Source organism: Aliiglaciecola aliphaticivorans, from assembly GCF_054782055.1.
The window spans coordinates 40,805-61,624 of sequence record NZ_BAAGTF010000012.1; the positions used below are offsets into that span (position 1 = coordinate 40,805).

The window sequence follows — 20,820 nt, forward strand, 5'->3', positions numbered from 1 at the left end:
ATGCAACAACTAAGACTTGAACCTATTTCAAAAGTACAAGGTACGGTAAATGTACCAGGTTCAAAGAGTTTATCTAATCGAGCACTTCTATTAGCCGCTTTGGCAAAAGGCGAAACCACGCTGACAAATTTACTTGATAGTGATGATATTCGTCACATGCTTGATGCATTGAGTCTGTTGGGGGTTTCTTATCAACTGAGCGAAGACAAAACCCAATGTATTGTGCAAGGTAACAATGGGGTATTTAATAGTGACGGCAAGATCGAAATGTTCTTAGGGAATGCCGGAACAGCGATGCGCCCCCTGTGCGCTGCATTAGCAGCCTCAAATGGTGAATATATTCTCACTGGCGAACCGCGTATGGAAGAGCGTCCTATAGGTGCTTTGGTTGATGCCTTATCTCAAGCTGGCGCTGAAGTACGCTACTTAAAAAATGATGGTTATCCGCCACTTAACATCAAAGGTAAAGCTTTATCAGGTGGTAAAATTCAAGTGGACGGTAGTGTTTCTAGTCAGTTTTTAACTGCAGTACTTATGGCGGCACCGTTATTTTCTGAAGATAGCGAAATTGAAATTATCGGAGACTTGGTTTCAAAACCTTATATTGACATTACACTAGACACTATGGCCAAATTTGGTGTTAAAGTTGAAAATAACGACTACCAAAGTTTTAAAATAACCGGTAATCAAACCTATCAATCCCCGGGCACATTTTTAGTTGAAGGGGATGCGTCATCTGCGTCTTACTTTTTAGCTGCAGGTGCGATTAAGGGCGGTACGGTAAAAGTTACAGGGGTAGGCGCGAAAAGTATTCAGGGTGATATCAAGTTTGCGGATGTATTATCGGCAATGGGCGCAAAAGTGACTTGGGGTGATGACTTTATCGAAGTGACAGGTGCACCGTTGAAAGCCATTGATATGGATATGAATCATATTCCAGATGCTGCAATGACCATTGCCACTGCTGCTTTGTTCGCCACTGGTACCACCAAAATGACGAATATTTATAACTGGCGTGTAAAAGAGACTGATCGTCTCGCGGCTATGGCCACTGAATTACGTAAATTAGGCGCTACGGTTAATGAGGGACATGATTTTATTGAAGTTACCCCTCCAACACAATTACAAGAAGCGGAAATAGATACTTACAATGATCACCGGGTTGCCATGTGTTTTTCATTGGTAGCATTAAGTGACACTGCTGTGGTGATCAATGATCCAGCTTGCACCGCAAAAACGTTTCCTGATTACTTTGAGCGATTTGCTAGCATCAGTGACTAAAATCAATACACTAAAACTACATCAGAGATGACTTAGGTCATCTCTTTTTTATTATAAGTCCTAATTGTTTCGTTAAAATTGTGCTTTATATCAATGCTTTATACGCTAAATAGATAGCTTGCATTGCTTAAGTTTTGTTAACGAGTATAATTCCGCCCGATTTTTTAATATAGCTCAGGAGAGCACATGCAAGTAACACCTGTCATCACCATCGATGGCCCTAGCGGTGCAGGAAAGGGAACATTGAGTGCATTATTGGCAAAATCATTGGGTTGGAACTTTCTGGATAGCGGTGCGATTTATCGAGTATTAGCCATTGCGGCAATTCATCATCAAATAGAAGCCGATGATGAAGACGCATTGTTGCCTTTAGCCAGTAGTTTAGATGTTAATTTCACTACTTCTGATAAAGGTAGTAAAATTATCCTTGAAGGCGAAGATGTAACCTATGAAATTCGTACAGAAGAAGTAGGCAGTATCGCTTCTCAGGTGGCCTCTTTGCCGAGAATTCGTGAAGCGTTATTAAGACGCCAACGCGCTTTTCGCGAAGAACCCGGTTTAGTTGCTGATGGTCGTGATATGGGAACCGTGGTATTTCCTAATGCAGAAGCCAAGATTTTCCTTACCGCCAGTGCTGAAGAACGGGCGCAGAGACGCTATAACCAGTTGAAAGATAAAGGCCATGATGTTAATATTGCGCGCCTTTTGACCGATATCAAAGCCAGAGACGATAGAGACGCTAACCGAAGTGTTGCTCCTTTAGTACCTGCTGATGACGCATTAGTACTTGATTCTACCCATATGAATGTAGAGCAAGTCCTTGAAAAGGTTAAAGAATTCGTTGGTTCAAAACTTAGTGTCCAATGTGCTCTTTGATTGCTCTACCCGCCAGATAAAGGATGAAGCTGGTTTTGAATAACAACCCCACGTTAATCGGATTTTTCGTGGATACACTTAAAAGTAACTATTAAAGTAATCTATGACTGAAAATTTTGCTGATCTATTTGAAGAAAGTTTAAAAGAACTTGAAACACGTCCTGGTGCCATCGTTAAAGGTACTATCGTATCAATTGATAAAGACATAGTTCTTGTTGATGCAGGTCTTAAATCTGAAAGCGCAATTCCCGTTGAGCAGTTCAAAAACGCTGAAGGCGTGCTTGAAGTTGCTATTGGCGACCAAGTAGATGTTGCTCTAGACGCGGTTGAAGACGGTTTTGGTGAGACTATCCTTTCCAGAGAAAAAGCTAAGCGTCATGAAGCTTGGGTTGAACTGGAAAAAGCTTACGAAGAAAAAGAAACCATCATTGGTGTAATTAATGGCAAAGTCAAAGGTGGCTTTACTGTTGAAGTGAATACAGTGCGTGCATTCTTGCCTGGTTCATTGGTTGATGTTCGCCCAGTACGCGACACAACTCACCTTGAAGGTAAAGAATTAGAATTTAAAGTTATCAAGTTAGACGCTAAACGTAACAACGTTGTTGTTTCTCGTCGTGCTGTTATCGAAGCTGAAAGCAGTGCAGAGCGCGATCAAATACTTGCTAACCTTGAAGAAGGCCATGAAGTTAAAGGTATCGTTAAGAACCTTACTGACTACGGTGCATTCGTTGACCTAGGCGGTGTAGACGGTCTACTTCACATTACAGATATGGCTTGGAAACGCGTTAAGCATCCAAGTGAAATCGTTAACGTTGGTGACGAAATTAACGTTAAAGTATTGAAGTTCGACAAAGAGAAATCACGCGTTTCTCTTGGTATGAAGCAAATGGGCAGCGATCCTTGGCAAGAAATTGCAAACCGTTACCCTGAAGGCTCTAAACTATCTGGTGCGGTTACTAACCTTACTGACTACGGTTGTTTCGTTGAAATCGAAGACGGTGTTGAAGGATTGGTTCACGTTTCTGAAATGGATTGGACTAACAAGAACATCCACCCATCTAAGGTTGTTAACCTAGGTGATGTTGTTGAAGTAATGGTTCTTGAAATTGATGAAGAGCGTCGTCGTATTTCTCTTGGTCTTAAGCAATGTAAAGCTAACCCTTGGGAAGAATTTGCGAAGTCTCACGAGAAGAATGACAAAGTTAGCGGTAAGATCAAATCTATCACTGACTTCGGTATCTTCATCGGTCTTGACGGTGGCATCGATGGTCTAGTTCACTTGTCTGACATTTCTTGGAACAAGACTGGCGAAGACGCTGTTCGTGAATACAAGAAAGGTGATGAAATCTCAGCTGTGGTACTACAAGTTGACCCAGAGCGTGAGCGTATTTCACTAGGTGTTAAACAAATTGAAGAAGATCCGTTCAATAAGTATCTGACAGATAACAAGAAAGGTGCTATCGTTACTGGTAAGGTTACCGCTGTAGACGCTAAAGGTGTTACGGTTAACTTGGCAGAAGAAGTAGATGGCTACGTTCGTGTTGGTGATTTGACTGTAGAACGTTTAGAAGATGCTTCTGAAGTTGTTAACGTTGGTGATGATCTTGAAGCCAAATTTATGGGCGTAGATCGTAAAAACCGCGTTGTTAACTTGTCAGTTAAAGCGAAAGACCAAGCAGACGAAAAAGAAGCTATCGAGAAAGTAAATCAACAGCCAGATGATGCTGGATTTGCTAACGCGATGGCAGAAGCATTCAAAGCTGCTAAAGGCGAAGAATAAAGCTCATACTCAGGCACTTGAACTAAAGTGCCTGTTTGTCAGTCTCATCGGTATAGTATTTTTTGAGTAACGGAGATTTCCAATGACTAAATCTGAACTTATTGAAAGACTTGCCGATAAAGCTCGTCACGTTCCTGCTAAGGATGTTGAGTCTGCAATTAAAGAAATGCTAGAGCAAATGGCGCAAACTCTGCAAAAGGGTGAACGCATAGAAATTCGAGGCTTTGGTAGTTTTTCGTTGCATTTTCGTGCTCCTCGCATAGGGCGTAATCCTAAAACTGGTCAAACTGTTGAACTTGAGGGAAAATATGTTCCTCATTTCAAGCCTGGTAAAGAATTACGTGAACGCGTTAACGAAGGTCTGGCACATTAAGCTTATTTATTTAAAAAAACGGCACTCTTTTTAGAGTGCCGTTTTTGTTTGGGTGACAAATAGGTGAATAGTTTTGTACTATAACCCTTGCTAGACTTAAATAGCGTCTTCCCCTAACAATTTGAGGTTTAAGATTGAAAATATTCCTGATCGTTATCATTTTCATTATTATCATGCTAGTAGCATCACTCTTAGGTGCTAAAAATGATCAAGCAGTCATGTTTGATTATCTAATGAGCTCTATGGAAATGCGCCTTTCAATTTTATTAATGGCTTTTTTCGCTGCTGGCGTTATTTTCAGTTCGTTGGTTTTCACCCTGATCTGGCTTAAATTAAAATGGCGTATCAACAGGTTACAAAAACGTAATCGTACAACCGACATTGCAAGTAGTTAATCTGGATGCTTGAATTACTTTTTTTACTCTTACCTGTTGCTGCCGGTTATGGTTATGTTATGGGGCGCAATAGCGTTCGACAAGCACAACGAAAACAGTCCAGCATTCTTTCCCGTCATTATTTTAAGGGGTTAAATTTTTTATTATCTGATCAACCGGATAAAGCCGTTGATACCTTAATGAAAATGATGAGCCTAGACAGTGATACCGTCGAAACCCATATCGCCATGGGCAATTTCTTTAGACATCGAGGTGAGCTCGATCGAGCTATTCGTGTCCATCAAAATTTGGTCAGTAAACAAGAACTTTCCGAATCTCAAAATAGGCAAGCTCTTCGCGAACTGGGCAAAGATTACATGATGGCCGGTTTTTTAGAGCGTGCAGAAAATGCGTTTTTAGAACTTTTAGACAGTGACAAACATTTTTTAGACGCTCAGCAACAATTATTTAGTATCTATCAAACCACTAAAGAATGGGATAGAGCCATAGAGCTAGGCGAGCGCATGATGGATTGCCATGGTGACACTGACGAGTTGTGCGTTCGTATTTCGCATTTTTATTGTGAGCAAGCTTTAAAAATGATTAAAGCAGAACAATATGCTGAAGCCGAAAATTCTCTTCAAAAAGCGATATCAGCCTACGAGCATGGAGTACGACCTTGGTTAATTTTGGGTGATCTGGCGATACAACAAGCGGATTACCAAAAAGGTTTTGATTATTTGAAAGAAATTCCTGTTCGTGATATCAGTTGGTTTAGTGAGGCTGTGCCTAAATTAGAAGAGTGTGCAGCTAAACTAAATGATGACGATCAGTTAGAAGCGGTTTTAGATTTATATTGGCAGCAGTGTGCGACATCCTATCTTGCAAAAGTCAAATTGTTAGCTAAAAAGGAAAATACTGAAACAGCCGAAACGGTATTGTTCGATCAGTTGAAAAAAACACCTACCATGAAAGGCTTCAAAACCTTAATGGGCTTTTTCATTGAAGACGAAGTAGATGACAAAACCCACGAAAGCCTAACCATGGTTAAGGGATTAGTAGAAGAACAGATTAACATGCGGCCAAAGTATCGTTGTTTGAGTTGCGGATTTTCGGGACGTCAAATACATTGGTTGTGTCCATCATGTAAAAAATGGGGCGTGGTCAAACCAATAAAAGGATTAGACGGAGAATAGTCGATTTATGAGTGATACAAGAGTCATCGTTGCTTTAGATTTTGATAATCGAGCCAAAGCGTTAAATTTAGTGAGTCAACTTGATAGTGATTTATGTAAACTTAAAGTTGGCAAAGAAATGTTTACTTATTTTGGACCTGAATTTGTTAAGGAGTTGGTGAAAAGAGGGTTTGATGTATTTTTGGATCTTAAATTTCATGATATTCCCAATACAGTGGGTAAAGCCTGTTTAGCGGCAGCGGATTTGGGAGTATGGATGTTGAATGTACACGCTTCTGGTGGTCCGAAAATGATGGAGAATGCCAAAACTCAATTAGCTTCCCTTGGTGATGACCAACCTAAACTCATTGCGGTAACTGTGCTGACAAGTATGGAGCAAACCCAACTTAGTGCTATTGGTATACAAGATTCTCCAGAACAACAAGTTTTACGTCTTGCAAAGTTAACCAAAGAGTGTGGATTAGATGGGGTTGTGTGCTCTGCACAAGAAGCGCCGATTTTGAGAAATTCATTAGATAACGACTTTCTGTTAGTTACCCCGGGTATTCGACCGATGGGAACCGACAAAGCTGATCAGCAACGAGTTATGACACCTCCAGAGGCTATTTTAGCTGGTGTAAATTACATGGTAATTGGTCGGCCAATTACCCAAGCAATAGATCCACTTAGGGCGCTGCTTGATATAAACTTATCCATCGCTTAATTGAATGTATATGGAAACAAAAAAGCTGCATTAAAAATGCAGCTTTTTGAATCTTTAGAACCTATACATGTTTTAGCAATGCATTACATCTCTAATGCCGCACTTGCATCCATATATTCTAGGTTTAATTCTTCACCTAATGCATCAACAACTGCTTTGTAGGTGACTTTACCTTTGTGCACGTTTAAACCATTTAACAAGTGAACATCGTCTAACATCGCTTGCTTAGGCCCTTTATTTGCCAAGGCTAAACCGAAGGGCAAGGTTGCATTGTTTAATGCCATAGTCGAAGTTCTAGCGACACCGCCTGGCATGTTTGCAACGCAATAATGTACAACGCCATCAACGACATAAACAGGATCTTGGTGAGTGGTGGCTTTTGACGTGGCAAAACAACCACCTTGATCAATTGCTACGTCAACCACGACAGAACCTTCTTTCATATTGGTGATGTGTTCTTTGCTTAAAAGCTTCGGAGCTGCTGCACCAGGAATTAAAACGGCTCCAACCACTAAATCTGCTTTTGACGAATAGTAATCGATAGCATCAATGGTTGAATAAACGGTTTTTACTTGGTTGGCAAAGATATCATCTAATTCACGTAGACGGGGTAATGACCGATCTAGAATAGTAACATCTGCACCCAGACCAATGGCCATTTTCGCAGCATTGGTACCAACTACACCGCCACCAATAACTAAGACTTTGCCAGGCGCTACACCGGGTACGCCACCAAGTAGTGTACCGCTGCCACCTTGTGCTTTTTCAAGATAATGGGCACCGGCTTGCACAGCCATTCGTCCAGCTACTTCACTCATGGGCGCTAACAAAGGCAATCCGTTTCTATTATCTGTCACTGTTTCATACGCGATACAGGTTGCGCCAGAAGCAACTAATAACTCTGTTTGCACAGGATCTGGGGCAAGGTGCAGGTAAGTATACAGGGTTTGTCCTTCACGAAGCATCTTACATTCGTTTGGTTGTGGCTCTTTAACCTTCACAATCATCTCAGCTCGTGCAAAGATTTCTTCTGCGGTATCAATAATCACACCGCCAGCCGCAACGTACTGCTCATTATCAAATCCTATTGAAGCACCGGCATTGTTTTCTATCAGTACTTCGTGCCCATGTGTGACAAATTCTTTAGTCGCAGCAGGTGTTAGACCAACACGGTACTCATGATTTTTAATTTCTTTAGGAACTCCAATTAGCATTTTTAACCCAACCTTTTTTATTGTAAGAATTAGTGCGCAGTATATGCGACATTAAAAGAAGTTTTGTCCTGTAATTAATCAATTTGCAGTGTATTATATGGTGAAAAGCTTATTTCACGGATTAATATAATGTTAGTTAAGACCCCAAAACACCTCGATAGAATTGATCGTAACATTCTGATTGCATTGCAGAAAAATGGCAAACTCTCGAATGTTGATCTGGCTAAATCTGTTGGTCTTAGTGCTAGCCCATGCTTAGAGCGCGTAAAACGCCTAGAACAACAAGGATATATCACAGGATACTATGCGCAAGTGGATCCGCAAAAATTAGGTGCTGCGATGTTAGTGTTTGTAGAGATAACGTTAACAAAAACCAGTGTAGATATTTTTGAAGAATTTTCTGCGGCAGTGAAAAAACATGATGATATTCAAGAATGTCATTTGGTTTCTGGCAATTTTGATTTTCTGCTTAAAGCTAGGGTGGCAGACATGTCGAGTTATCGTAAGTTACTTGGTGATACTTTACTGCGATTGCCAGGGGTAAGTGAGTCTCGCACTTACGTAGTAATGGAAGAAGTGAAGCATACTGCTCAAATTAAAATCAATCTGAAGTAAATCACGCCGATTGGTAATGCATTAGCTAGGATTTTGAGACTGTCACTGGTAAGGTATGGGTATAAAAATAATACCTAGAATTGAATTAAAGTTTTATGGCGCGTCTGACCGGAATACAACGAATAATGGAAGTGGGCATGATTTTATCATGTTCGTTCGCATTTTTTATTCTGCTTGCTTTAGCATCTTTTAATAGTGCAGACCCGAGTTGGTCGCAAGCGGGTTTTCAAGGAAATATCCATAATTGGGTAGGGCCAATTGGTGCCTGGTTTGCTGATGTGCTGTTTTTCAGTTTCGGGCGCTTTGCTTATATATTACCGTTTATAATTGCTTTCACAGGGTGGTTTTTATTTCAGCAAGTTAAACGAATAGAGCAAATTGACTATTTCACCATTGGCCTACGTATTATCGGTTCAATATTATTTTTAGTGGGTATCTCAGGTATTTTGAGCATTAACTTTGATGATATTTTCCACTTTTCCGCAGGCGGAATGGTTGGTGATGTCATAAGCAGTTCGTTGATCCCTTATTTCAGTCTAGTCGGCACGACTTTATTATTATTATGTTTTTTATTAACCGGTTTAACCCTTGTAACGGGGATTTCTCTTATTACGGTGGTTGATAAATTAGGTGAACTGAGCATTAGATCTGGAATATTTTTGTATCGCGCGCCTAAGCTTATCGAACAGAGCCCGATAGCAAGATTGTCTTTTAAGCCTTCCAATAAAGATGATAAAGAAAACGAGGTGGAAATTACCACCTTCAAAGCCGCTGAGCGCGCGACGCCAGTAGAACCATCCATAAGCATTCCTGATGAAATTTTTGAACAGTCTGCACCAGAACCAGAGCCTAAGCCTAGTATTTTGTCTGTGTCCGAGCTTAAGAAGAAAATAACAGGTAAAAAAGATAAGCAAAGGGATGAACAAGAGGGCGGCACTCAACAAGCGACTAATGATCATCCAAGCAAAGTCAAACCTAAACCTGCACAGAGCTCACATTCCGCCAACTTAAATGGAAATACACATTCTGCAACAGCAGGGGAGGGGGACGAATCACTAGGCCCACTACCATCTTTCGATTTATTGGAACGAGCAGATAAAGTTAAAAATCCGATTACTCAAGAAGAGTTGGATATGGTTTCGCGTTTAGTCGAAGAGAAATTACTCGATTTTAATATTGAAGCTAAAGTTGTGGGCGTCTTTCCAGGTCCGGTGATTACTCGCTTCGAGCTAGAACTCGCGCCTGGTGTTAAAGTTAGCCGCATCACTGCTTTGTCAAAGGATTTAGCCCGTGCTATGTCGGCAATGTCTGTGCGTGTGGTGGAGGTTATCCCGGGTAAATCGGTAATTGGACTTGAGTTACCTAATAAAAATAGAGAAATGGTGCGGTTAAGTGAAGTGATTTCGTGCCAAGCATTTCAGGGCAACGAGTCCCCTTTGACTATGGTGTTAGGCGCTGATATATCGGGTAAACCTGTCATAGTTGATTTAGCAAAAATGCCCCATTTGTTAGTCGCAGGTACAACAGGCTCAGGTAAATCGGTGGGGGTTAATGTGATGATCCTTAGTCTGTTATACAAGTCTTCCCCAGAAGATGTGCGCATGATCATGATTGACCCGAAAATGCTGGAACTTTCGGTTTATGAAGGTATACCGCATTTATTATCAGAAGTTGTTACCGATATGAAAGAGGCGGCCAATGCCCTGCGTTGGTGTGTTGGAGAGATGGAACGCCGTTATCGACTCATGTCAGCGTTGGGGGTGCGAAATCTTAAAGGTTATAATGCGAAGGTTAAACAAGCCATTGAAGACGGCAATCCCATAAAAGATCCCCTTTGGCGCTTTGAAGAAAGCATGGAAACCATAGCGCCAGATCTTGAAAAACTACCCGCCATAGTGGTCGTAGTAGATGAATTTGCTGACATGATGATGATTGTTGGTAAAAAAGTGGAAGAATTGATTGCTCGTATCGCACAAAAAGCACGTGCCGCGGGGATCCATTTAGTGCTTGCTACTCAGCGTCCTTCTGTGGATGTAATAACAGGGTTAATTAAAGCCAATATCCCCACCAGGATTGCCTTCCAAGTTTCCTCGAAAATTGACTCTCGTACTATTTTAGACCAACAAGGTGCGGAGTCACTGTTAGGTATGGGTGACATGTTGTATTTGCCCCCTGGCACTGGCGTACCTACGCGAGTCCATGGTGCGTTTGTGGATGACCATGAAGTGCACGCAGTTGTTGCTGATTGGAAAAAACGTGGCGAACCCAATTATATTGATGAAATTCTCAACGGTGAAAGCAGTGCTGAAGTATTACTGCCCGGAGAACAGCCTGAAGGTGCAGATCAAGAGTTCGATGCGTTCTACGATGAGGCTGTGGCATTTATTACTGAATCTAGGCGCGCATCGGTATCGAGTGTGCAACGTAAATTCAGAATTGGTTACAATCGCGCAGCACGATTAGTTGAACAAATGGAACAAAGTGGCGTCGTAAGTGCAGCGGGTCATAATGGTACTCGTGAAGTCTTAGCACCACCGCCACCGAAGGATTAAGTAAAATGAGAAGTAAATTAATCAAAATACCACATCTGTTCATTGGATTTTTGATGCTGATGTTAGTTATTACCGGTCAAGCTTTGGCCAATCAAGAAAATAGTCTTGAAGCCAGTGAACGTTTAAAACAAAAATTGTTATCGTTAAAAACCTTTACTGCGGCATTCGAACAACAGGTCACAGACGGTCAAGGAGAGTTGGTTCAAGAGTCCTCAGGTCAAATGACATTAAAACAACCCAACTTAATGATTTGGCAAGTGAATTCCCCAGATGAAAACTTAATGGTGGCAGATGGCACAACACTCTGGTATTCCGATCCTTTTGTTGAGCAAGTTACCGCGATTAATCAGGCCGATTCAGTATCTAACAACCCTATTGTATTATTGACTAATCCAAGTAACCAGCAGTGGTCAGAATTTACGATTACCTATTCTGATGATGTGTACAGCATTATTGCAATCTCTCCCGAGTCGCAAATTAGTGAACTAAAACTAAAGTTTGAAAATAATCAATTGAGTCAATTAAGCTTTATCGATCGTCAGCAGCAAACCAGTAAATTGACATTTTCTGATGTAAAACAAAATATTAAAATTAGTGAAGAGCAATTTATTTTTACCATCCCAGATGGCTTTGATTTGGACGATCAACGATAAAAATGGAATTGGACTTTAACGACACGCCATCATTTGAACCCTTAGCGGCAAGAATGCGCCCTAAAACCGTAGCTCAATATGTGGGTCAACAACATATTATTGGGCCGAATAAGCCGTTACGAAAATCGCTAGAAAATGGTAATTGCCATTCAATGATTTTGTGGGGACCGCCAGGGACAGGTAAAACCACACTAGCAGAGATTATTGCCAGTCATTGTGATGCCCACATCGAACGAATTTCCGCAGTAACCTCTGGTGTGAAAGACATTCGAAGTGCCATCGAAGTCGCCAAACAACACGCCATGGTAAAAAGTAAACGAACTATATTGTTTGTGGATGAAGTTCATCGGTTCAACAAGGCCCAGCAGGACGCTTTTTTACCTTTTATCGAAGACGGCACTGTGACTTTTATTGGCGCAACCACGGAAAATCCCTCCTTTGAACTAAATAACGCGTTGTTATCTCGGGCCAGAGTGTACGTTCTTCAAGCTCTGAGTACTGATGACTTACAGCAAGTTATTGAGCAGGCATTGCAAGACAAAGTGAATGGGTTAGGCAATCAATCTATTCAAATAGATACAGTTGCTCAGAAGCGACTAATTGAACTAGCCGGTGGTGATGCCCGTCGACTACTTAATTATTTAGAACTCAGTGTCGATTTTGCCGAAAATGGTATAGTGACTATTGACACTGTTGCCCTGGCAGTGGGAGAGAAAGTTTCTCAGTTTGATAAGGGCGGTGATTTATTTTATGACATGTTGTCAGCGTTTCACAAATCCGTTCGTGGGTCATCTGCCGATGGTGCTTTATATTGGTATGCTAGAATATTAACCGCCGGTGGAGATGCACTCGCTGTTGCAAGACGACTACTCGCCATTTCCACCGAAGATATTGGTAATGCCGATCCTAGGGCCATGCAGGTGTGTTTAAATGCTTGGGATATCTACCACAGGGTAGGCGCTGCTGAAGGTGAAAGAGCCATCGCTCAGGCCTCCATTTATTGTGCATGCGCAGCAAAGAGTAATGCTGTGTACACTGCTTTTAAAGCGGCGATGGCGGACGTTAAAGATAAACCAGACTATCCCGTTCCAGCCCATCTACGCAATGCGCCCACTAAAATAATGGCTGATCTGGGCTATGGTAAAGATTATCGATATGCTCATAATGAACCCCATGCTTATGCGGCGGGTGAAAGCTATCTGCCAGAAGAAATGCTGGATACTGAATATTATCAACCCGTTGAACGTGGACTTGAGACAAAAATTAAGGCTAAATTACGCTTTCTCAAAGATTTAGATGATAAACAGTAAAAAGGGCAATAAATGACGCACAGTATGGCTATTTATGGTTACATCGCTGCAGGTGGGGCAGTTGGTGCGTGTATGCGCTTTTTTCTTTCACAAATGATGTTGCAATGGTTTGGTAAAGGCTTTCCTTTTGGTACACTGCTGGTCAATGTAGTTGGTTCGTTTTTACTTGGCCTGGTATACGCTTTAATTGAACAGGGGCTAATAGAAATAGTTGTTTGGCGAACTGCAATTGGTATCGGTTTACTCGGTGCATTTACTACCTTCTCAACGTTCTCTGTGGATACTTTGTTGCTGATGCAACAAGGGCTTTGGTTGAAAGGGATCCTTAATATCGTTTTAAATATAACCTGTTGCTTGTTGGCAGCATGGTTAGGAACGCAATTGGTTAAAGGTTAATAATTAACAGATGTTAGATCCAAAATACTTACGTAATGACATAAATGAAACAGCGGAAAAATTAAAACGTCGTGGTTTCACCCTTGATGTAGACGCATTTAATGCATTGGAAGAACGCCGTAAATCGTTACAAATGCATACCCAGGAATTGCAAAACGAACGTAATGTACGTTCTAAGTCTATTGGTAAAGCAAAAGCATCTGGCGAAGATATTGCTCCTTTGCTCGCTGAGGTTGGCAAATTAGGGGATGACTTAGATGCGGCAAAATCTGAATTAGCAGAATTGTTAGACGAGATCGCTGCTTGGTCTCAGGGGATCCCAAACCTGCCTGACGATTCGGTTCCTGTTGGCGTGAATGAAGACCAAAATGTTGAAGTGAGTCGCTGGGGAACGCCTCGGGAATTTGACTTTGAGGTAAATGATCACGTAGATGTGGCAGAAAAACTGGCAAAAGGCTTAGACTTTGAAACCGGAGTTAAACTTTCAGGTTCTCGTTTTGTTGTTATGCGTGGGCAAATTGCTCGTCTAAACCGTGCCCTTACACAGTTTATGTTAGATTTACATACCACTGAGCACGGTTACACTGAAATGTACGTTCCTTATTTGGTTAACGAAGCCAGCATGTTTGGTACAGGCCAGTTTCCAAAATTTAAGGAAGATGCGTTCCACACTATGCCTGCAACCGAAGAAGGCCAGGGGTTATCGTTAATTCCTACTGCAGAGGTTCCTTTAACGAATACCGCACGTGATGAAATATATAGCGCTGCAGATTTACCGATTAAATTGACCGCTCATACGCCATGCTTCCGCAGCGAAGCCGGTTCTTATGGTAGAGATACCAAAGGACTTATTCGTAATCATCAGTTCGATAAAGTCGAAATGGTTCAGTTGGTTAAAGCAGAAGATTCTTTTGATGCATTGGAAGAGTTAACGGGGCACGCAGAAAAAGTGCTGCAGTTACTTGAACTACCTTATCGTAAAATGTTGTTGTGTACTGGCGATATGGGTTTTGGCTCCTGTAAAACTTATGATTTGGAAGTTTGGTTGCCGGCACAGAATACCTATCGTGAAATTTCTTCTTGTTCCAATATGTTGGACTTTCAGGCGCGTAGAATGCAAGCCAGGTATCGTAACCCTGAAACCAATAAACCAGAATTATTGCATACCCTAAATGGTTCGGGTTTGGCGGTAGGTCGAACACTAGTGGCTATTCTTGAGAATTATCAGCAGCAAGATGGGTTTGTCACCATCCCTAAGGTATTGGTACCTTATATGAATGGTTTAGACGTGATTTCAGTCAACTAAGTTAACCGCCATTATTAAAACAAAAATGCAGCATGGTTTATGCTGCATTTTTTATTTTAAGCCACGAAATCTGTTTGAATAACTACAAACATTTGGCTGGTTTAGGTAATCCTGCAATCTTGGTAGCTTGCTTCGCTGGACCTTTGGGAAACAAACGCTGTAAATAGCGGCTATTGCCTTTTTCAGGACCGTATTCGTTGGCCATGGCTTTCACTAGTGCACGAATAGCAGGGCTGGTGTTAAATTCTAAATAAAAGTTCCTTACAAAGTTAACCACTTGCCAACGATTTTCGTCCAACTCAATATTTTCACCTGCAGCAATAATTTCAGCTAGTTCTGGCTCCCAATCATCTACAGATAATAAGTATCCCATTTTATCGGTGGCTATTTTTTTACTATTAAATTCGATGTAATGTTCCATTTATATTCTTTTACCAAGATATGACGTTATCGTACTCAAGCGTTAGGGCAACAAAACCACTATAATCGATTTGAGTAATTATTTTTTCAGCACACTCTACACCTCTAGCAATGCAGTCTGAGTTCAGGGCATAAACTTTTGAGGTACGTTGTAAAATGGGCTCTAATATAAGCTTAGAAGTTAACCCATAGACCGCATCTTCTACTAATAATATGCCGTCAGGGGGTTCAACACGGGCTAACACGCTTATTAGATTCGATTGCGAAAATGGGCTGGCTGAAAATTTATGTAGGATCATGATAGTGTAATTGTATTATCAGATTTTAGAAGTTGAGCATTTAACTCTGATGGGGTTAAAAGCTGGCAACTTACATTTAACTGAGCTTTTTTAAGCCCCCGTGTGTGTAAACTTTCTTTGCAAACAAATATATTCTCTACGTCGTAGAATTCAAAGGCCCCGAAACTTTTAGTAAAATGTTTGTGTTCCACTTCACCTGGATTTTGTGAGTTGAGCAACTGAAATACCCCGTCATCGACAAAAAACACACTGACATTTTGGCCAAAACTAGCAGAAGCAAGAACTAAGTCCACCGACTCTTGACCGGCATGATTGGCCATTGGCGCAGATTGATTAATGATTGCCAGAGACTTCAAAATTGGATACTCCTGTCACTTTCATTAAGCATGCTAACAAGTTCTCCAATGCCCACAGATTGAAATGGAGGATTAAGGTTATACTGGTTAGGTGTGTCATTTTGTATTGCATCTTGCTGGCTTAAAATGCCACGTCGATTAGCTGCTGTAACACATACCTGTAACGGGATCGTATATTTATCCGCTAATTTACACCATTTAGGATAAAGCGCTAATTCATCAGACAACATAGTTTGAAATGCATTAGCTACTTCCACGCCTGACTGATAAAAGAAAACGCCGGTTATACTGTGGCCGTTTTCTAGTGCCGCTTGAACAAAACGGTAGGCGCTGTAACAGCCTTGAGATTCAAGTGGGGAAGAGGTAACTATGATGCTGAAACTAGCCAAAAAACTGCTCCGTTGTTGTGGTGGCTTTTCTCGCCACATAAAAAAACACCCCAGCAAAGCTGAGGTGTTTTAGCATATCAAAAAATATTAATCGTCGCCGCCAAATGCACCAAGTAAGTGTAAAATAGAGGTGAACAAGTTATAAATGTTTAAATACATAGAAACAGTTGCACGGATATAATTGGTTTCGCCACCGTTCACAATTCGACTTGTATCGAACAAGATCAAACCTGACATAATAAACACGATTGCTGCGCTAATTGCTAAACTTAGCACTGGAATGCCTAAGAACAAATTAGCAAGACTGGCTACAACAGCAACAATTAGGCCGACCATTAAGAAACCGCCCATAAAAGAAAAGTCTTTTTTAGTGGTCAATACATAAGCCGATAAACCAAAAAACACCAACGCAGTGGTACCTAATGATTGCATAATGAGTGCTGAGCCACCCGGGAAAGCTAAGTAGTAATTTAGCATGGGCCCTAAGGAGCCGCCTAGCAAACCAGTAAAAGCAAAAACAAATAGAATTCCTTTCGAACTGTTTTCAACTTTATTTAAGAAAAATATCATAACCAATGCAGCCAGACTCATCATCATTGCTGCGCCTTGGCCAAGGCCCATCGCCATTGCTGCGCCAGCGCATACAGCACTAAATGCCAATGTCATTGCTAGCAGCATGTAAGTATTGCGAAGAACCTTATTGGTCTCCAATACTGACGGGCGTGAGCCGACCCTGTCTATATGAGCATAACGATCTTGATCCATAAAAAAACCTCCAATAGGCATATAAAAGTGAGTGACTATGCAAAATGCATTAGTATTGTTTAATTAGTGTATTTGTATGGTGTTTGGTTCACTTTTTCAAGTGTTATCGTATTAACTCTTTGTAACAAACGATATTTCGTTGAAATAGCGAACAAATCGGACAAAGAAAGAGCACTTGAACAAAAAATTGCGTAATACCCTTTACAAGCAGCAAAAAGGTCATTAATATTCGCCCCACTTCGAAAGCGCTGAAACATTTAACTGAATAGTGACATGCTTTAACAGATTATTGAAGTACACAATTCGGATAGCTGGCAGAGCCTGGTTTAATGCACCTGACTTGAAATCAGACGTACGGTCAAACGTACCGGGGGTTCGAATCCCTCGCTATCCGCCACATTAAAAAACCCGCACCTGTTGCGGGTTTTTGCTTTTCAAGCTCGAAGAAAAAGAAGCGAGGGTGAGAAGCCCCGCGGTTCGACAAATTTGTCGGGAACAAATTTGAACGCACGTAGTGCGGCCCCGAAGGGGTGTAGGGCAGGATGCCCGGAATAATCCCTCGCTATCCGCCACATTAAAAAACCCGCACCTGTTGCGGGTTTTTGCTTTTCAAGCTCGAAGAAAAGGAAGCGAGGGTGAGAAGCCCCGCGGTTCGACAAATTTGTCGGGAACAAATTTGAACGCACGTAGTGCGGCCCCGAAGGGGTGTAGGGCAGGATGCCCGGAATAATCCCTCGCTATCCGCCACATTTAAAAAACCCGCACCTGTTGCGGGTTTTTGCTTTTCAAGTTCGAAGAAAAAGAAGCGAGGGTGAGAAGCCCCGCGGTTCGACGCTTTTGTCTATGTAGAGCTTATTCAGGCTAAAGCCCGACCTACAGGTGAGGTTAGGCAATCTATGTAGAGCTTATTCGGGCTAAAGCCCCACCTACAGGTGGGTTAGGCAATCTATTCAGTGCTTATTCGGGCTAAAACCCGACCTACAGGTGGGTTAGGCAATCTATTCAGTGCTTATTCGGGCTAAAGCCCGACCTACAGGTGAGGTTAGGCAATCTATGTAGAGTTTATTCGGGCTAAAGCCCCACCTACAGGTGAGGTTAGGCAAACTATGTAGAGCTTATTCGGGCTAAAGCCCGACCTACAGGTGGATTAGGCAAACTATGTAGAGTTTATTCGGGCTAAAGCCCGACCTACAGGTGGGTTAGGTTGATTTTAATAACTTTTTGTTTAGATATTCCTAGTTAAGTATCAAATTAACCCTATACAGGATATTTTTAATCCCGCTATAATTACTATTCACATGTTTCCTCAAAAGGATTTTAGGATTTAGTCAGAATTTCGTTACCGTCTAACTGCTTAATTAAGCATTTGTTTCGCACTCTTTTTGTAACGAAGTCTAATGAATATATTGTTGTTGATTGATTTTGGGGTAAACCTTGATAAAACTGCTTTTAGTCGATGATCACGAACTGGTAAGAACGGGTATCCGACGAATTCTAGAAGATGTAGCTGACTTTAAGGTCGTTGGGGAAGTTAAAAACGGTGAAGAAGCGATTAAATTCTGTCGAAATTCGCCTCCAGATATTGTGCTTATGGACATGAACATGCCCGGTATTGGTGGTTTAGAAGCAACCAAGCAAATTATACATTATGCCCAAGATTCAAAAGTAATAGTGGTATCCGTCCACACTGAAAATCCTATTCCAGCAAGGGTGATGCAATTAGGCGCCTATGGTTATATAACTAAGGGCACTGATCCTCAAGAAATGGTTATTGCTATCCGTAAAGTATCTTCTGGTCAACACTATATTGCCCCCGAAATAGCTCAACAAATCGCCATAGGGCAATTAAATTTAAATGACGAAAATCCGTTTGATCAGTTATCTCGCAGGGAGTTAGAGATCACCATTATGTTAACCAAAGGAAGTCGCGTACCAGATATTGCCAATAAGCTTAATATCAGCGCCAAAACGGTTAACACCTATCGATATCGTATGTTCGAAAAATTAAACGTTGGCTCTGATGTGGAATTAACCCATTTGGCCCTTCGTCATAATTTAATTGATACGAATCAACTGTAAAAATTGGTATGACAGACAAAGCAGTCCCTTTTGATCACAAAGGCTTTTTAAAAAACCTCACTTCGAAACCCGGTGTTTACCGGATGTATAACGATAACAACGACGTTATCTACGTAGGCAAAGCTAAAAATCTTAAAAAACGAGTTTCGAGTTATTTTAGAACTAACGTCGATAGTATTAAAACCCAATCGTTAGTTCGGCAAATAGCGGATATGGATGTGACTGTTGTGCATAGCGAAACAGAAGCATTTATTCTTGAAAATAATTTCATCAAAAAATACAAACCTCGATATAACGTAGTTTTACGTGATGACAAATCTTACCCTTTTATTTTCCTCTCTGAGCATAAACACCCACGATTAGCCCTTCATCGTGGGGCAAAGAAAGCTAAGGGAACGTATTTCGGTCCCTATCCCAGTGCATGGGCAGTGCGAGAAAGTCTTAGAACCATGCAAAAACTCTTTCCCATTCGTCAGTGTGAAGACAGTTATTACCGGGCCAGAAGCCGTCCGTGCTTGCAATATCAACTAAAGCGTTGTGCAGGACCTTGTGTAGAAGGTTTAGTGTCTGATGAGGAATATAATGAACAGATTAAACTTGCTACCTTATTTTTAAAAGGCAAAAATCAACAAGTAATTGAAAGTTTGGTGAATAGGATGGAACTGGCCAGCAGTGAACTACGTTTTGAGTCTGCTGGACGATATCGCGATCAAATTAGTGCTTTGAATAAAGTACAAGAGCAGCAGTGGGTGAGTGGCAATGAACAAGAAATGGATGTGCTTGGATTTGTTTATCGAAATGGCATCGCTAGCATTCAGGGCTTGTTTATTCGCGATAATAAATTATTAGGTAGTAAGAGTTTCTTTCCCAAAGTGCCTAGCCAAACTACTGAAATGGAAATTTTACAGTCCTTTGTTCTACAGTTTTATTTAGCCGGTAATAAAACCATACCGAAACAAATCGTTATGCCCATGGGGTTAGAAGATGAAGACGCGATTACTGAACTGTTAAGCGCCGAAGCCGGCTATAAAGTCAAGTTCTACAAAGGCGCAAGGGACGAAAAAAAACGCTATTTACAATTGGCTATGACCAACGCTGAAAATGCATTAGAAGCCAAACAAAACCAACAAAAATCGGTATTTGCCCGATATTTAGAATTGGAAAAAGTACTGGAGTTGGAACAGCCCATTCAGCGAATGGAGTGTTTCGATATCAGTCATACGTCTGGTCAGCAAACCGTTGCTTCATGTGTGGTGTTTAATCGTGACGGACCATTTAAAACCGATTACCGTCGTTACAATATCGAAGGAATTACGCCAGGTGATGATTATGCGGCTATGGCACAGGCGCTAAGTCGGCGATATAAACAACCCACTGACGAATCAAAAATTCCTGATATTGTGTTTATCGATGGTGGTAAAGGGCAATTAGCGCAAGCAGAAGGGCACTTTGAAAATTGGAAAGCTGCGAAAAAACCCTTATTAATTGGCGTAGCTAAAGGAACCAGTCGAAAACCTGGTCTAGAGACTCTTATTCTTGCTGGGAATCATGATACTATACCTATGTCAGCCGATTCCCCAGCATTACATTTGATTCAACATATTCGAGATGAATCCCATCGTTTTGCTATTACCGGTCACCGACAACAGCGTCAAAAAGCCAAACGCACTTCGGTTTTAGAGTCAGTACCGGGAGTGGGCGCGAAGCGACGCCAGAGTTTATTAAAGTATATGGGGGGGATCCACGGCGTCTTAAAAGCTAGCCGAGATGAAATATCCCGAGTTCCTGGAATTAGTGAAGAGCTTGCAGATATTATTTATGAGCATCTGCATTCTTAAACAATTTCAAAAATGAGCCAAATTCCAAGACGACCTAAATTCAAA

Annotated in this window: 20 protein-coding genes, 1 tRNA gene and 2 pseudogenes; 17 read left to right on the plus strand and 6 right to left on the minus strand. The window is 41.4% G+C overall.

The annotated features are described in order from the left end of the window. The 7 genes from aroA (at position 1) to pyrF (ending at position 6,583) form a co-directional block, all read left to right on the plus strand. The gene (gene aroA / locus ACYVIL_RS07295; RefSeq protein ID WP_460312047.1) at positions 1 to 1,281 is read left to right on the plus strand and encodes a 3-phosphoshikimate 1-carboxyvinyltransferase; all 1,281 of its coding nucleotides are present in this window, start codon (positions 1 to 3) and stop codon (positions 1,279 to 1,281) included. A gap of 186 nt (positions 1,282 to 1,467) precedes the next feature. Further along, positions 1,468 to 2,157 (plus strand): (d)CMP kinase, encoded by a 690-nt coding sequence (gene cmk, locus ACYVIL_RS07300; RefSeq protein ID WP_460312048.1) that lies wholly within the window; start codon positions 1,468 to 1,470, stop codon positions 2,155 to 2,157. A 103-nt stretch (positions 2,158 to 2,260) separates the two neighbouring features. Beyond that, positions 2,261 to 3,937 carry a 30S ribosomal protein S1 gene (gene rpsA / locus ACYVIL_RS07305; RefSeq protein ID WP_303472214.1) on the plus strand — a complete coding sequence of 559 codons (1,677 nt, stop codon included), beginning with the start codon at positions 2,261 to 2,263 and terminating at the stop codon, positions 3,935 to 3,937. A gap of 82 nt (positions 3,938 to 4,019) precedes the next feature. Continuing rightward, entirely contained in the window at positions 4,020 to 4,310 is a 291-nt protein-coding gene (ihfB, locus tag ACYVIL_RS07310) for an integration host factor subunit beta (protein ID WP_303472213.1), read from the plus strand. Positions 4,311 to 4,444: 134 nt separating this feature from the next. Next, positions 4,445 to 4,705 carry a LapA family protein gene (locus tag ACYVIL_RS07315; protein ID WP_303472211.1) on the plus strand — a complete coding sequence of 87 codons (261 nt, stop codon included), beginning with the start codon at positions 4,445 to 4,447 and terminating at the stop codon, positions 4,703 to 4,705. Between the two features lie 5 nt (positions 4,706 to 4,710). Continuing rightward, positions 4,711 to 5,880, plus strand: coding sequence for a lipopolysaccharide assembly protein LapB (gene lapB / locus ACYVIL_RS07320; RefSeq protein WP_460312049.1), 1,170 nt, complete (start codon positions 4,711 to 4,713; stop codon positions 5,878 to 5,880). A 7-nt stretch (positions 5,881 to 5,887) separates the two neighbouring features. Next, on the plus strand, positions 5,888 to 6,583 hold the full coding sequence (gene pyrF / locus ACYVIL_RS07325) for an orotidine-5'-phosphate decarboxylase (RefSeq protein ID WP_303472207.1): 696 nt from the start codon (positions 5,888 to 5,890) through the stop codon (positions 6,581 to 6,583). A gap of 83 nt (positions 6,584 to 6,666) precedes the next feature. Here pyrF and ald read toward each other — a convergent pair whose 3' ends face one another. Further along, the gene (gene ald / locus ACYVIL_RS07330; protein WP_303472206.1) at positions 6,667 to 7,797 is read right to left on the minus strand and encodes an alanine dehydrogenase; all 1,131 of its coding nucleotides are present in this window, start codon (positions 7,795 to 7,797) and stop codon (positions 6,667 to 6,669) included. Between the two features lie 129 nt (positions 7,798 to 7,926). On the opposite strand from ald, the gene lrp reads away from it, so the two are divergent. The 7 genes and pseudogenes from lrp to serS all read left to right on the plus strand — a co-directional run bounded on the left by lrp (position 7,927) and on the right by serS (position 14,629). Next, a complete protein-coding gene (lrp, locus tag ACYVIL_RS07335; RefSeq protein ID WP_303472204.1) occupies positions 7,927 to 8,412 on the plus strand; it encodes a leucine-responsive transcriptional regulator Lrp in 486 nt (161 codons plus the stop codon). A gap of 137 nt (positions 8,413 to 8,549) precedes the next feature. Beyond that, positions 8,550 to 8,984, plus strand: a pseudogene (locus ACYVIL_RS07340) (DNA translocase FtsK 4TM domain-containing protein); the annotation flags it as partial. A gap of 207 nt (positions 8,985 to 9,191) precedes the next feature. After that, a pseudogene (locus ACYVIL_RS07345) lies at positions 9,192 to 10,964 on the plus strand (DNA translocase FtsK); the annotation flags it as partial. A 5-nt stretch (positions 10,965 to 10,969) separates the two neighbouring features. After that, on the plus strand, positions 10,970 to 11,617 hold the full coding sequence (lolA, locus tag ACYVIL_RS07350; RefSeq protein ID WP_460312050.1) for an outer membrane lipoprotein chaperone LolA: 648 nt from the start codon (positions 10,970 to 10,972) through the stop codon (positions 11,615 to 11,617). Positions 11,618 to 11,619: 2 nt separating this feature from the next. Beyond that, positions 11,620 to 12,927, plus strand: a complete 1,308-nt coding sequence (locus ACYVIL_RS07355; protein WP_460312051.1) for a replication-associated recombination protein A — start codon at positions 11,620 to 11,622, stop codon at positions 12,925 to 12,927. Positions 12,928 to 12,939: 12 nt separating this feature from the next. Further along, positions 12,940 to 13,323 carry a fluoride efflux transporter CrcB gene (gene crcB / locus ACYVIL_RS07360; RefSeq protein WP_303472198.1) on the plus strand — a complete coding sequence of 128 codons (384 nt, stop codon included), beginning with the start codon at positions 12,940 to 12,942 and terminating at the stop codon, positions 13,321 to 13,323. Positions 13,324 to 13,333: 10 nt separating this feature from the next. Beyond that, the gene (gene serS / locus ACYVIL_RS07365; protein ID WP_460312052.1) at positions 13,334 to 14,629 is read left to right on the plus strand and encodes a serine--tRNA ligase; all 1,296 of its coding nucleotides are present in this window, start codon (positions 13,334 to 13,336) and stop codon (positions 14,627 to 14,629) included. A gap of 82 nt (positions 14,630 to 14,711) precedes the next feature. Here serS and ACYVIL_RS07370 read toward each other — a convergent pair whose 3' ends face one another. From ACYVIL_RS07370 to ACYVIL_RS07390, 5 genes are all read right to left on the minus strand, one after another. Then, positions 14,712 to 15,050, minus strand: coding sequence for a TusE/DsrC/DsvC family sulfur relay protein (locus tag ACYVIL_RS07370; protein ID WP_303472194.1), 339 nt, complete (start codon positions 15,048 to 15,050; stop codon positions 14,712 to 14,714). A 10-nt stretch (positions 15,051 to 15,060) separates the two neighbouring features. Further along, complete coding sequence (gene tusB, locus ACYVIL_RS07375; protein ID WP_460312053.1) at positions 15,061 to 15,348, minus strand: sulfurtransferase complex subunit TusB; 288 nt, start codon at positions 15,346 to 15,348, stop codon at positions 15,061 to 15,063. Beyond that, a complete protein-coding gene (gene tusC / locus ACYVIL_RS07380) occupies positions 15,345 to 15,704 on the minus strand; it encodes a sulfurtransferase complex subunit TusC (protein WP_460312054.1) in 360 nt (119 codons plus the stop codon). Before tusC ends, tusB begins: the two co-directional genes overlap by 4 nt. After that, on the minus strand, positions 15,701 to 16,093 hold the full coding sequence (tusD, locus tag ACYVIL_RS07385) for a sulfurtransferase complex subunit TusD (RefSeq protein ID WP_303472191.1): 393 nt from the start codon (positions 16,091 to 16,093) through the stop codon (positions 15,701 to 15,703). The genes tusC and tusD overlap by 4 nt, the downstream gene beginning before the upstream one ends. Before the next feature lie 87 nt (positions 16,094 to 16,180). Beyond that, positions 16,181 to 16,858: a Bax inhibitor-1/YccA family protein gene (locus ACYVIL_RS07390; RefSeq protein WP_303472189.1), complete on the minus strand. Its 678-nt coding sequence runs from the start codon at positions 16,856 to 16,858 to the stop codon at positions 16,181 to 16,183. 305 nt (positions 16,859 to 17,163) lie between these two features. Between ACYVIL_RS07390 and ACYVIL_RS07395 the strand changes: the two genes are divergently transcribed. From ACYVIL_RS07395 to uvrC, 3 genes are all read left to right on the plus strand, one after another. After that, a tRNA-Ser gene (locus ACYVIL_RS07395) sits at positions 17,164 to 17,255 on the plus strand. A 1,037-nt stretch (positions 17,256 to 18,292) separates the two neighbouring features. Continuing rightward, positions 18,293 to 18,937, plus strand: a complete 645-nt coding sequence (gene uvrY, locus ACYVIL_RS07400) for a UvrY/SirA/GacA family response regulator transcription factor (RefSeq protein ID WP_303472187.1) — start codon at positions 18,293 to 18,295, stop codon at positions 18,935 to 18,937. 8 nt (positions 18,938 to 18,945) lie between these two features. Beyond that, entirely contained in the window at positions 18,946 to 20,775 is a 1,830-nt protein-coding gene (gene uvrC / locus ACYVIL_RS07405) for an excinuclease ABC subunit UvrC (RefSeq protein ID WP_303472185.1), read from the plus strand. Positions 20,776 to 20,820 lie beyond the last annotated feature (45 nt).

What these genes read in the sequence shown, in the direction of transcription:
- pyrF (WP_303472207.1), top strand. Translation starts at nt 5,888, where the DNA reads ATGAGTGATACAAGAGTCATCGTTGCTTTAGATTTTGATAATCGAGCC.
- serS (WP_460312052.1), top strand. Translation starts at nt 13,334, where the DNA reads ATGTTAGATCCAAAATACTTACGTAATGACATAAATGAAACAGCGGAA.
- cmk (WP_460312048.1), top strand. Translation starts at nt 1,468, where the DNA reads ATGCAAGTAACACCTGTCATCACCATCGATGGCCCTAGCGGTGCAGGA.
- ald (WP_303472206.1), bottom strand. Translation starts at nt 7,797, where the DNA reads ATGCTAATTGGAGTTCCTAAAGAAATTAAAAATCATGAGTACCGTGTT.
- uvrC (WP_303472185.1), top strand. Translation starts at nt 18,946, where the DNA reads ATGACAGACAAAGCAGTCCCTTTTGATCACAAAGGCTTTTTAAAAAAC.
- tusB (WP_460312053.1), bottom strand. Translation starts at nt 15,348, where the DNA reads ATGATCCTACATAAATTTTCAGCCAGCCCATTTTCGCAATCGAATCTA.
- aroA (WP_460312047.1), top strand. Translation starts at nt 1, where the DNA reads ATGCAACAACTAAGACTTGAACCTATTTCAAAAGTACAAGGTACGGTA.
- ACYVIL_RS07355 (WP_460312051.1), top strand. Translation starts at nt 11,620, where the DNA reads ATGGAATTGGACTTTAACGACACGCCATCATTTGAACCCTTAGCGGCA.
- lrp (WP_303472204.1), top strand. Translation starts at nt 7,927, where the DNA reads ATGTTAGTTAAGACCCCAAAACACCTCGATAGAATTGATCGTAACATT.
- lapB (WP_460312049.1), top strand. Translation starts at nt 4,711, where the DNA reads ATGCTTGAATTACTTTTTTTACTCTTACCTGTTGCTGCCGGTTATGGT.
- rpsA (WP_303472214.1), top strand. Translation starts at nt 2,261, where the DNA reads ATGACTGAAAATTTTGCTGATCTATTTGAAGAAAGTTTAAAAGAACTT.
- lolA (WP_460312050.1), top strand. Translation starts at nt 10,970, where the DNA reads ATGAGAAGTAAATTAATCAAAATACCACATCTGTTCATTGGATTTTTG.
- ihfB (WP_303472213.1), top strand. Translation starts at nt 4,020, where the DNA reads ATGACTAAATCTGAACTTATTGAAAGACTTGCCGATAAAGCTCGTCAC.
- ACYVIL_RS07390 (WP_303472189.1), bottom strand. Translation starts at nt 16,858, where the DNA reads ATGGATCAAGATCGTTATGCTCATATAGACAGGGTCGGCTCACGCCCG.
- ACYVIL_RS07370 (WP_303472194.1), bottom strand. Translation starts at nt 15,050, where the DNA reads ATGGAACATTACATCGAATTTAATAGTAAAAAAATAGCCACCGATAAA.
- crcB (WP_303472198.1), top strand. Translation starts at nt 12,940, where the DNA reads ATGACGCACAGTATGGCTATTTATGGTTACATCGCTGCAGGTGGGGCA.